This is a genomic window from Polynucleobacter sp. AP-Sanab-80-C2 (assembly GCF_035012965.1).
GTDB lineage: Bacteria > Pseudomonadota > Gammaproteobacteria > Burkholderiales > Burkholderiaceae > Polynucleobacter.
Window position 1 is genome coordinate 277,006 of record NZ_JAYGQS010000003.1, and the last position, 12,285, is coordinate 289,290.

General features: G+C 42.9%; 14 protein-coding genes. 3 read left to right on the top strand and 11 right to left on the bottom strand.

Features of this window, described 5'->3' with window-relative positions; all coding sequences use genetic code 11:
• Positions 1–27: 27 nt before the first annotated feature.
• The 7 genes from VC178_RS06855 to VC178_RS06885 all read right to left on the bottom strand — a co-directional run bounded on the left by VC178_RS06855 (position 28) and on the right by VC178_RS06885 (position 7,110).
• Positions 28–2,268 carry a xanthine dehydrogenase family protein molybdopterin-binding subunit gene (locus VC178_RS06855; protein WP_323482010.1) on the bottom strand — a complete coding sequence of 747 codons (2,241 nt, stop codon included), beginning with the start codon at positions 2,266–2,268 and terminating at the stop codon, positions 28–30.
• Between the two features lie 31 nt (positions 2,269–2,299).
• Positions 2,300–2,758 (bottom strand): (2Fe-2S)-binding protein, encoded by a 459-nt coding sequence (locus tag VC178_RS06860; protein WP_323482011.1) that lies wholly within the window; start codon positions 2,756–2,758, stop codon positions 2,300–2,302.
• A gap of 274 nt (positions 2,759–3,032) precedes the next feature.
• A complete protein-coding gene (locus VC178_RS06865; protein WP_323482012.1) occupies positions 3,033–3,458 on the bottom strand; it encodes a PAS domain S-box protein in 426 nt (141 codons plus the stop codon).
• A gap of 88 nt (positions 3,459–3,546) precedes the next feature.
• Complete coding sequence (gene cynS / locus VC178_RS06870; RefSeq protein ID WP_215295609.1) at positions 3,547–3,990, bottom strand: cyanase; 444 nt, start codon at positions 3,988–3,990, stop codon at positions 3,547–3,549.
• A 28-nt stretch (positions 3,991–4,018) separates the two neighbouring features.
• Positions 4,019–4,885 (bottom strand): ABC transporter ATP-binding protein, encoded by an 867-nt coding sequence (locus VC178_RS06875; protein WP_323482013.1) that lies wholly within the window; start codon positions 4,883–4,885, stop codon positions 4,019–4,021.
• Complete coding sequence (gene ntrB / locus VC178_RS06880) at positions 4,875–5,735, bottom strand: nitrate ABC transporter permease (protein WP_215295613.1); 861 nt, start codon at positions 5,733–5,735, stop codon at positions 4,875–4,877. Before ntrB ends, VC178_RS06875 begins: the two co-directional genes overlap by 11 nt.
• A 13-nt stretch (positions 5,736–5,748) precedes the next feature.
• Entirely contained in the window at positions 5,749–7,110 is a 1,362-nt protein-coding gene (locus tag VC178_RS06885; protein WP_323482014.1) for a CmpA/NrtA family ABC transporter substrate-binding protein, read from the bottom strand.
• Between the two features lie 463 nt (positions 7,111–7,573).
• On the opposite strand from VC178_RS06885, the gene VC178_RS06890 reads away from it, so the two are divergent.
• On the top strand, positions 7,574–8,230 hold the full coding sequence (locus VC178_RS06890) for a DsbA family oxidoreductase (RefSeq protein WP_323482043.1): 657 nt from the start codon (positions 7,574–7,576) through the stop codon (positions 8,228–8,230).
• 46 nt (positions 8,231–8,276) lie between these two features.
• Here the strand turns inward: VC178_RS06890 and VC178_RS06895 are convergent, their stop codons facing one another.
• The 3 genes from VC178_RS06895 to VC178_RS06905 all read right to left on the bottom strand — a co-directional run bounded on the left by VC178_RS06895 (position 8,277) and on the right by VC178_RS06905 (position 10,757).
• Positions 8,277–8,675 (bottom strand): BLUF domain-containing protein, encoded by a 399-nt coding sequence (locus VC178_RS06895; protein WP_215295617.1) that lies wholly within the window; start codon positions 8,673–8,675, stop codon positions 8,277–8,279.
• A gap of 83 nt (positions 8,676–8,758) precedes the next feature.
• The gene (locus VC178_RS06900) at positions 8,759–10,135 is read right to left on the bottom strand and encodes a 3'-5' exonuclease family protein (RefSeq protein WP_323482015.1); all 1,377 of its coding nucleotides are present in this window, start codon (positions 10,133–10,135) and stop codon (positions 8,759–8,761) included.
• A 34-nt stretch (positions 10,136–10,169) separates the two neighbouring features.
• Positions 10,170–10,757 carry an RrF2 family transcriptional regulator gene (locus tag VC178_RS06905; RefSeq protein WP_216176205.1) on the bottom strand — a complete coding sequence of 196 codons (588 nt, stop codon included), beginning with the start codon at positions 10,755–10,757 and terminating at the stop codon, positions 10,170–10,172.
• A gap of 35 nt (positions 10,758–10,792) precedes the next feature.
• On the opposite strand from VC178_RS06905, the gene VC178_RS06910 reads away from it, so the two are divergent.
• Positions 10,793–11,344, top strand: a complete 552-nt coding sequence (locus VC178_RS06910; protein ID WP_323482016.1) for a hypothetical protein — start codon at positions 10,793–10,795, stop codon at positions 11,342–11,344.
• A 12-nt stretch (positions 11,345–11,356) separates the two neighbouring features.
• Here VC178_RS06910 and VC178_RS06915 read toward each other — a convergent pair whose 3' ends face one another.
• Positions 11,357–11,506 (bottom strand): hypothetical protein, encoded by a 150-nt coding sequence (locus tag VC178_RS06915; protein WP_216127614.1) that lies wholly within the window; start codon positions 11,504–11,506, stop codon positions 11,357–11,359.
• A gap of 133 nt (positions 11,507–11,639) precedes the next feature.
• On the opposite strand from VC178_RS06915, the gene VC178_RS06920 reads away from it, so the two are divergent.
• Entirely contained in the window at positions 11,640–12,284 is a 645-nt protein-coding gene (locus VC178_RS06920) for an LON peptidase substrate-binding domain-containing protein (protein ID WP_323482017.1), read from the top strand.
• Position 12,285: the final 1 nt, after the last annotated feature.

A 12,285-nucleotide genomic window follows, 5' to 3' on the forward strand; every position in this document is an offset into this window, starting at 1 on the left:
TTGTTAGCAGCTTTCAGTTGAATGACTTCATGCTTTAGCTGATGACTGCTCCTTCATTGCGGTCTTGACCGACTCCGGCGTAAATGGAATTGTCCTCAGTCTCACACCTACCGCATCAAATACTGCATTAGCAATGGCTGCAGGAACGGTTGTTGGGGTTTGCTCTCCCGCGCCCCATGAAGGTGTACCAGGTTGGTCAATCAACACGGTATGGACTTTAGGAACTTCATTGAAGCGAATAATTGGGTAAGAGGCCCAGTCAACACTCTCAATATCGCTGCCCTTCCACTTCACTTCCTCCATTAATACACGGCTGACCGTTTGTATTGCACCACCCTGAATTTGATTTTGCACACCATCAGGATTAATGATTTGACCGCAATCATGTGCAACATACAAATTCTTAACCAAAATCTTGCCAGTCTCTCGATTAACCTCTACATCAGCAACTGTAGCAACATAGGTAATGGCGTTGTTATATCTCACATAAGCAATGCCACGACCCTTAGCGATATTGCTGCCTTGATTAGACTTATATGCTGGATCCCGACTTTGCCAGCCCGAAGACTTCATCGCCGCACGGATCACTGCAATAGCTCTAGGATCCGTTAAATTCTTGATGCGATACTCCGCAGGATCAGCATTACTAGAGATAGCAAGCTCATCAATAAAAGATTCATTTCCAAAGCTATTCTCAATTCTTCCGGGGCTTCTGAGATGGGAGGATCTTAAGAAAGTTTGCGCAATATGTTTGGTATTGACTGAAATATTAGGCACTGCATAGGGTGCCCCAGTATTTTGAAAGAGGAAGCCTACCCAATTTCCAGGCCGAGGAACTCCCGTATCGGTAGCAGCAAGCAATGGAAAATCTAAAGGCTTCATAAATGCAATGTGATTCAGGGCGATATAAAAATCACTCTTCCAGCCAATAATATTTCCTTTGCTATCCAAACTGGCTTCGAAGTCCATCGTTCTTGGTGGACTCTTTGGTGCGAGTGCAGTTTCATCATGACGCATCCACTGCATGCGCACTGGCTTACCTAGCGCAATAGCAGCTAAGGCAGCATCGGCAGTAGCATCTTCATGCCCATTACGACCGTAACAACCAGAACCATCTAAATAGATCAGGCGAATTGAATCCTTTGGTAAACCAGTAATGACTGCTAACTCATGCTGCATTGAATGGGTTGCCTGAGAAGCGCTCCATACCGTCAGTTTTCCATTCTGATAATCAGCTACCGCACAAGATGGGCCAATTGAGGCGTGTGTCTGCACAGGAAAATTGTAGGTAGCTTTGATATTTTTAGCGCCTGAACCAATCACGCTATTAACATCTCCCACCTTCTGAGTTACCTCTTCCTTTGCAAGCGGCATTTGTCGCCACTCTTGAAAGATAGTTTCTTTCTTTGGCAAATCGGGTCCCTTTTTCCAAGATACCTTGAGATCGCGAGCCGCCTTGACAGCACCCCACTCTGTGGTCGATATCACAGCGAGGTAATCGCCTTTGCGGACTGTTTGGACATAGCCTTTAATGTTCTTCAAGGATGCGTCGTCATAGCTTTCTAATTTAGCGCCAATCGAGTCTGGACGAATAACGCGAGCATGCAGCATGCCAGGCAACCTGAAATCATGCATATAGACATATTCGCCGGTGACCTTGCTCGGAATATCAACGCGTGGAATAGATTTACCCACAACTCGGTATTCAGTATATTTTTTCAAGGGAACTTTAGTGTCAACCTTAATCTTGAATCCCTCACCAATCAGACTACCGTAAGTCGCCTTTTGACCTGGATTGCTGATGGGGAAAATAACGCCATCTCTCACCATTAATTCTGAAACGGGTATTTGCCATTTAGCAGCAGCTCTCTCTAACAGAGCTTGTCTCGCATTAGCAGCAGCTTGACGCAATTCAGTGCCACCCTGAGAAATAGAAATCGCACCGCCCGTAATCCATTGATCTGGAGTGGTGGCTGTATCACCCATCACCATCTCAATACTGCCAAATGGAACATAGAGCTCATCCGCCGCCATTTGCGCCAGAGCGGTCTTCACACCAGTCCCTAAATCTACTTTGCCAGAAAAAATAGTGATCTTGCCGTTTTGATCAATGCTCAACCAAGAGTCAACGGCCTCTCTACTAACTTCTTTAGGATCTCTTAAACCATACTGATTCGTCGGAGCAGCTTCTACTCTCAAGGAGAAGCTGACCATCAATACACCAGCACTGCTGGTCTTTAAAAATTCACGGCGTGTAAATGTATTCATATAAATACCTGATCTCAAGGAATTGAGGAAATTAAGCTGCTAAATAGCGCTTCACGGCTGCAACAATGCGCTGATGGGTACCACATCGACATAAATTACCGGACATCGCTTCGGTAATCTGCGCATCGCTGGGGTTTTTATTTTTGGCCAAAAAGGCTGAGGCCGTCATAATCATGCCATTCAGACAGTAGCCGCACTGTGCTGCCTGCTCATCAATAAAAGCCTGCTGAAGTTTGCTGGGTTTTTGAGTGCTACCTAAGCCCTCAAGCGTAGTAATTTTTTTACCACTCACGCTCTTAGCAGGCGTGACACAGGACCTCACCGCCTGCCCATCTATCTGCACCGTACAAGCTCCGCACTGACCTAAGCCACAACCAAATTTGGGGCCCTTCATACCAAGGTCGTCACGTAATGCATATAACAATGGAATGTCATCATCTACATTAATAGATTTACTCTTTCCATTCACTAGTAAAGTAATTTGTGTCATGTGCTTCATTTCCCATGATGAAATTTTAAAAAACAGAATGCCTCACGTCTTCCTAGGTCGCTCAGAATCAAGTCTAGGTTTTTTATTATTAGCACCAATTTATACAACAAAGATGATGGGGCATAACTAGTAAATACCCGCACCTATTGACAATGCCTAAATCAATGCTTTGAGGCCTGAAATATAGCTTTCGTATTAAACGATCTTGATTTAACTCGCTAGCGCTAAGACCAAAAGCAGTCTTATAAGCGCCAATTAAAGTAGCGCTGGTGTTTTACTGATGCTTTTCGTAGGCTGCTAACTTTTCTTTGAGCTTACGCTCTTCTTGGAATCGTTCTGTTTCATCGCGAATAATGGCTGCAATCGCCATAGGCTGATACTGATCATCAAAAATCATCGTGACTGAAAAGGCAATTGAAATAGATCTACCATCTTTATGCACTGCTGGAACCCGCAGCAAAGTATTGCCATACTTCGTTTTGCCCGTTTCCATGGTATGAAAGTAGCCTTTAGAATGGCGCTCCCTAAAGCGCTCAGGTGTAATGATGCTGAGTGTTTTTCCTAAGACTTCATCATGGCTATAGCCAAAAATTCGCTCAGCGGAAGCATTCCAGAACAAGATATTTTCATCTCGATCCGAAATAATCACAGCCTCGCCAATATGGCTCACCAGTGCTTTGAAATCAATCCCATCTGACATGCGTAATCTCTATTGTTAAGTCATTTCTTACTAAGAATACTCCAATAAAAAAGCCACCCGAAGGTGGCTTACTAAGAGACTATTTTGATTAGTAAGTCTTATAAGAAAGGTACTTACCTGATAGCACTACCTGCACACGATCACCTTTTGGATCTGGTTCGCGTTGGATATCCATTGAGAAATCAATCGCACTCATAATCCCATCGCCAAATTCTTCATGGATCAACTCTTTGATCGTGGTGCCATATACGCTCACAATTTCATACCAACGATAGATCAGTGGATCGGTTGGCACTGCAGTTGGTAAAGAGCCTTTATAAGGAACAATTTGCAACCAAGCCATTTCTTCATCGGTCAAGTCAAATAACTTACCAGCAGCTTCAGCCTGTGCTTTAGTAAAGGTCATTTGGCCCAAGCAGCCTGCAGTAACCCATTCCTTTGACTCGCCAATAGCTTTGGCAATATCACTCCACTTCATGCCTTTGCGAACTTTGGCTTCGATAATTTTCTGTGTCACTACTGAACGATCCATCTTTTTCTCCTAAGTTTTAAGTTTGAATTTATTGAGTCACTGGGGTTTGTAGACCTGGGCATACCAAGATTGGCTGGTAGCCGTCTAAACCTCCAGCAGATCCTTTAGCCTGCAAATCCTTAGAACGATTGACTAAAAAATCAACCAAGTGATTTCGCATGGGGTAATACATCGGATCATGGTGCAAGCTTGCCCTCTTTCGATCCTTAGGCAATGTATTGATGACGATTTCGGCAATCCGTGCATTCGGCCCATTACTCATCAACATAATTTTGTCGGAGAGCAAAATCGCTTCGTCCACATCATGCGTAATCATGAAGACTGTTTGCTTAGTTTCGCTACAAATTTTGAGCAACTCATCCTGAATCACCCCACGCGTCAGGGCATCCAATGCACCAAAGGGCTCATCTAACAAAAGCATTTTTGGTTCAATTGCAAAAGCCCTGGCGATACCAACCCTTTGTTTCATGCCGCCAGATAACTCAGAAGGCTTCTTATTTTCAGCATTAACGAGCCCAACCATTGCCAAGTACTTTTTAGAGTGCTCTGAAATCTGCTGCTTTGACCAATCTGGGTACTTAGACTTCACCGCAAAGGCAACATTTTGCAAGACCGTCATCCAAGGCATTAATGCGTGCCCCTGAAATACAACGCCACGATCAAGGCTTGGGCCATTAATTTCTCGGCCCAGCATATAAGCGTAACCACTGCTAGCATCTTCAAGACCAGCCAGCACGTTCAAAATCGTTGTCTTGCCACAGCCCGAATGGCCAATGATGCATACAAACTCTCCGCGCTCAATTTCAAAATTGATACCCTCGAATACTGGTGGCGCATCCGTCTTGTATGACTTACTTAGACTCTCAACTTTTAAAAATGATTTTTCATTCTGCATAAGAAACTGCCTTCTGTAATCTTGCAAATGCCATATCTAAAATCATCCCAACTAGTCCAATCATCACAATGGCAAAAATTACGCTGGAGATAGATAGGTTGTTCCATTCATTCCATAAGAAATAGCCAATTCCGGTGCCCCCAACAAGCATCTCTGCGGCAACAATCACCAGCCATGCAATGCCCATTGAGATTCGCATTCCAGTCAAAATCGTTGGTGCAGCTGCTGGCAAGATCACTAAAAAAGCTTTTCGGAAAGGAGAAACTTCCAGAGTCTTAGTGACGTTTAATAATTCTTTGCGAACATTAGCCACACCAAATGCTGTATTGAGCAGCATGGGCCATACTGAACAAATAAAGATCACAAAGATGCCGGAGATGGATGAATCTTTAATCGTATACAGCGCTATTGGCATCCACGCTAAGGGAGAAATAGGCTTGAGGATTTGGATGAACGGATTAAATGCCTCATATGCCAATGGCGACATCCCAATTAAGAAGCCGAAAGGAATAGCTACTAACATTGCAAGCAAAAAGCCAAGCCCAACTCGAGCTAAGGAATATGCAAGCTGAATACCAATCCCCTTGTCGTTAGGACCATTGTCATAAAAAGGGCTTGAAAGTTGCTTATAAAAGGTTTCTCCCATTTGGGTTAGCGTTGGAAATCCAGACTTCTCCACAGAAACCCCGCCACCCTGCCCCATCAGGGCTTGATACTCACTGGTGCCTGTACTGACTACTGGAGTAGAAACTACTTTTGGGGCAGTTGCGATATGCCAAAGCAATAATGCAAAAACCAAAATGGCAACCGAAAGTATGGCTCCACGAACTTTGATAGAAAGCTTATTCATGTTTATCTCTGACTCACTGGAAAGATTTCAAATAAGCAGCAGGCTGACTTGGATCAAACTCTTTGCCCATGATCTTGTCTTTTTTATAACCTGCTTTTGCCAGAGCTGGAACAGCAATGCCAGTCTCCCCCATATACTTTTTAGCATCGGTCAGCAGGAATACTTTTTCAGAGATGTCCTTGTAATTGACATCTCCCTTGACATAACCCCAGCGCTGCATTTGGGTCAGCATCCAAGTCGCCATTGAGTACCAGGGAATTGGGTTGAAATCAATTCGGTCAGGAACGTTTTGAACATTGCCAAGACCATCAGCAAATTTTCCGGTTAACACTTGCATCACAACTGTTTCTGGTTGATTTAAGTAGTTGGCTGGCGAAATCACTTTTGCAATGAGCGGTCTGTTAGCGGGATCGCGCGCCATGGTTGAGGCATTCAATACAGCACGATAGAGCGCTGCAAAGGTATTTGGATTTTTCTTAATGAAATCTTCAGATGTTCCAAATGCACAGCAAGGGTGTCCATCCCAGATTTCTTTGGTCAAGATGTGGATGAAGCCAACCTCGTCATAAACAGCACGTTGATTAAATGGATCAGGTCCCAAGAATCCATCAATATTGCCAGCACGTAAGTTGGCAACCATTTCTGGAGGTGGGGTAACGCGAATCTGGATATCTTTATCAGGATCTAATCCAGCTTGAGATACGTAGTACCGCAACAAGAAGTTGTGCATCGAATATTCAAATGGAACAGCAAATTTCATACCCTTCCATTTTTTTGGATCACGATTATCTTTGTGCTTATTCGCCAAAGTAATAGCCTGGCCATTCACGTTCTGAATAGTCGCCACCCGCATTTGAGTGGGATCAGAACCTAATCCCATAGACATTGCAATGGGCATTGGTGATAAAAAGTGAGAGGCATCATGCTCTTTGTTCAGCATCTTGTCTCGAATTAACGCCCAGCCAGCAGTTTTATTCAGTGTGACATTGAGACCCTGCTTCTTATAAAAACCTAGGGGATCGGCCATGATAAGAGGGGTGGCACAGGTGATCGCAATAAAACCAATTTTGAGATCAGGCTTTTCTAATGGGGCTTTTTCTTGAGCCATCGCCTGCAAGGCACCTATAGGCAAGAATCCAGATAAGGCACTCATTGCACCGCCAGCACCAACCGCTTTTAGAAATGCACGGCGGCGACTCTCTTGAGGGAACAATGCCTTGACAAGACTTGCCTCCACAAAATCAGCACTCATTTTCTCTTCGTCGACTCTCGCAGACAAATCAAGGGCATGCTCAGCATCGGATGCATGACGACCACAACTACAACGACTACTAAATAACGGCCTATCAGGATCAAAGGGGCGATATGAATTCATTTGAATCTCCTAGAGGTTTTAGTCATTAAAAATAAGCAAAAAAGTTAATAGGTCATTTTTAACCAGCCAAAATCACACGGAGATACAGCAACGCACCAAACCACTTCCCATGAAAATGATTCGCACCAAAATGGTGATTATTGAATTGGGATCAGGATTTTAAGGAATGGGACTCAAAACATGCAGCAATGCATATTGAGTCCCAGGAAGGCATTTAACTCATGCCCCAAAATTGTGCAGAAGATGAAATTTATTCAAATACTCAAAGAATTTTGGGCATGCTGGCTACACTACTTCAACTTAAAAATATGGGAAAAAGAGTGGCTAGTTATTGGCGGCATGTCATTAACTATGCAGCGAAATTTCACATCTTTTAAGAAATGCTTTCTCACTCTTTAGTTCTGCTTTAGGCAACACTGACTTACCAAGCACTTCACTACCAATAGGCTTGTAGAATCAAATGATGAAACCAACCATCAAAATTGATTATGTATCTGATATCGCCTGCCCATGGTGCGCAGTCGGTCTAGGCAATCTAAATCAAGCGATTGATCAGCTCAGTGATCAGGCAAATTTTGAGGTGCATTTTCGCCCCTTCGAACTCAACCCTAATATGCCTAAAGGCGGCCAAGATGCTATCGAACATCTCACTGAAAAATATGGTTTAAATGCAGAGCAGGTCAAAACCAATCAGGCCAATATTCGAGCCAAAGCTTTAGAGGCAGGATTTGAATTTCATCCAGAAGGTCGCAAAAGGGTTTACAACACCTTTGACGCTCATCGTCTTCTGCATTGGGCAGGTCAAGAGTTTGGGCTGGAGAAGCAAGCAATCCTCAAGAAAGAATTGCTCAATACTTACTTTTGCTTAGCAGTGAATTTAGATGATCAACATAATCTGATAGATGCAGTGACTCGTTCTGGCCTAGATCAAGATAGAGCTCTAAAGGTTCTCAAGAATAATGAATTTGCCAAAGAAGTTCGTACTGAAGAGGCTACTTATACAAATGCGGGAATTAACTCTGTTCCTGCGATCATTCTGAACGATCAGTATCTTATGCAAGGAGCTCAACCTCCTGAGTCATTCGTAAATGCATTCGCGCAACTGATTGAGCAAAGTTAAAGAAAAACTGTATACCCCATCGGAACTTGAATAGATCAAGTGGGTGCTAGCCAGCATTCCTCAAAGCAATTAACAACGGATGGCCCGCTGGAAAATCAATATCCTCAATAGCGGCACTCACTTCTGGCAGAGTTTTAGCAATCTCTTCGCTACCTTGAAATACCATCGTCCATTTGCTAAAGCTACGCTCACTGATGGGCTTAGATTCTATTAGGCGGACATTTTTATGCCGGCCGTCTTTTTGAATCTTTTGCCATAAGGCTTCAATATCTTTTTCAGGCCCTTCAATCACTTGGCCGAATTTATTGTCCTCATAGATGAGCGCCCCAGTAATGCCCAATGCTTGATTATTTGAATAGGAGTGATACAAGAGTCTCATCAAGCCCAAAAAAGACATACTTTGAGCCGGCTCACTCACATAAGTTAGTTCGATTAGCTTAGACATATACCCATACTAGATAGCCCGAAAAATAATTACTCTAGGCGTTTACCCCAGCATCACCCAAAGCAATGCTTAAGTGAAAAACATTACAGCTGAATCACTTGATTTTTATAGTGTCCAGCCAAAGCCTTTTTCACTATCTTATAAATATCAAGATCAAATTCAGCCTCTCCCGATTCTGCTAGTTCACAAAGCTCATCTTGATTAATAGCAGTACCGAGATAGCACCACTTATCTAGAACGATCATTTCTCCGCCGTCATTGATGGCAATTGGGCCTACATAGGGCCAGACTTGTACCTTATATAGATTCATCGCAGTCTTCAGCTGAAGATTGTGCATTTCAGCAGACATGATTCCAATACAAGCACCACCACATTGTTTTACTTGATATCCAAAACAGGACTTCCCATCTTCGCCCTTTTCTATTCCTAGCAGTACTTCGCATAAACGATACTTTTTAGCTACTGCTTTTAAATAAGAGTGAGCCTCTCTTTTGCTGTAGAACAATCCATAAAGGTTATCTTGAAGGCCTGGCAGCAAATCCTTTTGATTGACAAGCACTGGCTTAAGCTTCCCAGCAGAATCTATCTCCAAGCTCCAGGCACAAAGATCTTTAGAGCGACGAAGTTTGATATTCATACTCGGCATACGTTCTTTGATCAGCTGAGACTCTAAAATTAAGGCGCCTAACTCACCACTAGTCTCTATCCAATCAATGTCTCGGATTTGTAAAGAGAGCTTCATTTCTTTGCGCTGCGTCAAGGCTCCCTGAAAGTGACCCATCACTCTACTGCGCAAAGAAATACTCTTACCGATATATAAGGGAACCTTATTTTCCCCATAAAAGATATAGCAGCCTGGAGCATCAGGAATAGAGTCTATTAAATCTTTATCTATATTTGGCGGCAGACTAGGATTGCCAACCAGCTGATTGATCACCTCATTCAATTTTTCTTTACCAAACTTCGCTTCACATATTTGCCAAAACTGGAGCAATAAATCTGCATCGCCTAGCGCACGATGACGGGCGCTCACCTTCAGATGGTGAGCGTTAATGATGGTATCTAGATTATGGCGAGACTGCTCTGGAAAGAGTAATCTTGAAAGCTTTACCGTACATAAAACTTTAGGCTTGAAGTCTATGCCGATTCTTTTAAAAGATGCTTTGATAAAACCGTAATCAAATCGAGCATTGTGGGCAATGAATATTTTCCCCTCAAGCTCTTGCTTTAACTCTTTTGCCACCTCCTCAAAGCTTGGCTTATCTTCAACCATCCGGGGTGATATGCCAGTCAGTCTTTGGATATTTTGCGGAATAAAGGTTTGGGGATTGATTAATTGCTCCCATACCTGAATTTGATTGCTGGCTAGAGTTTTGATACCAATCTCGGTAATGCGATCGCGATCAAAATGAGAACCAGTGGTTTCAATATCTACAAAAGCTAAATCAGGGTATGACACCTGCTGAATATCCACGCCAAATGAATTGATAACTTTAGTTTGCTGGTGAGTTTTTATTAAGGTAGTCTGCAAAACTAAAAATGGAGTTGGGCCCGCGTGGGATTTCTTCAACTTTTTTAAATGAAGTCTTTAGAACTTTTTGAGTCTCTCCTTTGGGGCTTTTTTCTTGCTTAGCCTTTACTTCAGACTCTGTGGGGAAATAGGGTTTTCTTTCAGGCGCAGTTTGCACCTCACTAAAACGTGGAATGTAATCCTTAATAGCAGAAGCCAAAGTAACATTAGAAATGCAATTCATCATGTAAGTCTCGAGCGACTGATAGAGATCTTTTGCAATATCTGATACTTCTACTTTTCTTTTTTTAATGAGATTCATCGCTAAAACAATGTCTTTGATCGTAATCATGCGAGGGTCTTTTAGAAGTTGATAACCCCCAGTTCGTCCCTTAATCCCGATGACAAGTCCAGATTCCCGCAGAGGTCTCAGCAATAGCTCAATGCGACTAACCGACATGCGCAGTCTTTTGGCTATTTCCGGAACAGTGACTAATTGACCGTTACTAGAGTGGCTTGCAATATCGACCAAAGTATTCAGGGCTACCTTGACTGCTTGAGTGACTTCCATGGTGTTTTTGGTATAAAAGTTAGATTACGGCTAGTATGAAACTGATTCAAACTTTGTGCTGCAGCGCATTAATTAACCCTTTTTATCCCATGGTTGAAGTTCCTAGTACCCCCACCCAATACTCCCCTCCACTACGCTTATTGCTCTTACTTGCTGGTTTAATGGCCGGCGGGATCATTGCTCAAGTACTTAGCTGTCTAATTGTCTATCTTTTAATAGAGGATTCTCAGGCAGCGGGCATGATGGCGCATCTCTTGATGCAGCATCTCGCGTATTACTTCTTGGGGTGCACATTTATTATCTTAAGCCTCTCCAACGCCTTAATTAAGCGAGACTTATGCAATCTGAAGGCAGTTCGCCTGCCCTCACTAATATTGATCCTTTCTGTTGCAGGAGCAAGCTTTTTACTAATACCTCGGATGGATTACTTGAGAGAAACTGCGCTACAAGATGGAATGCCAGTAATGCTCTCGCCTTTTGCAAACTACTTTGCGATCTTAAATAGCATCACATACTTATTGCTGTGCACTCAGATTTTTACTAGCATCCTAATAGCCTGGCGTCTTTGTGACACCCGATCATCCTAGGCAAGCCTATATTTATTGAATCTTGTTACGCTCTTGAGCTTTAGCTAACTGGTCAGCACTTCGTTGCTGAAAATCGACCATATTGTGATAACCCATTTGATAGCATGGGCAATGCTTTCCTAGAATCCAGCGAGCGAGCTTGATACGAAACTGTTGAATCATTTATATCTCCTAGTATTGAGCTCTAAATGTAAACGCAAACGATATTTGATGCTGATCACCAGAAAAAACAGTGGGGGCATTTTGTCCTTATTGAGCGCCAGCAAAGATGAGATAAATCCATTAAATTGAACCAATGAACAATTCCATCTCCTCTTTTCGAAAAATCCCTTTATTTCCACTAGGTACCGTACTTTTCCCGGATGGTGTGATTGCTTTGAAGATTTTTGAGGCTCGCTATCTCGACATGATCAAACAATGCTTACGAGAGAAGACAGAATTTGGTGTGGTGAGCATCATCAAAAACTCTGATGCTAACGAAGAAGATGTTTCTCTGTCCTTCTCAAAGATTGGCACACTGGCTCAAATTGAGGATTTTGACCCTGTCCAGCCTGCTCTTTATATGACGAGGTCATTTGGCACGAAGCGCTTCAAGCTAATCAAGAGCAAACAAGAGACCAATGGACTTTGGATGGGCGAAGTAGAGCTTTTAGATAAAGATCCACTCATGCCAATTCCCCAGGAACATCATGGAGTAGCACAACTATTAGATCAAATTATTTCAGTGATTCAAAGTGAAGACCTATTAGGTGATGCCCCCTTTAAAAAACCTTTTAAGACTGATGACTGTGGCTGGGTCTCAAACCGTCTTGCTGAGCTATTGCCCATCTCTCTTGCACAGAAAAATCATTTATTAGCGCAAACCAATCCCCGCATCAGACTAGATCTCATTACGGAAATCATTGAAGATGACGATTTAAGAAATCTCATGATGCATTAAA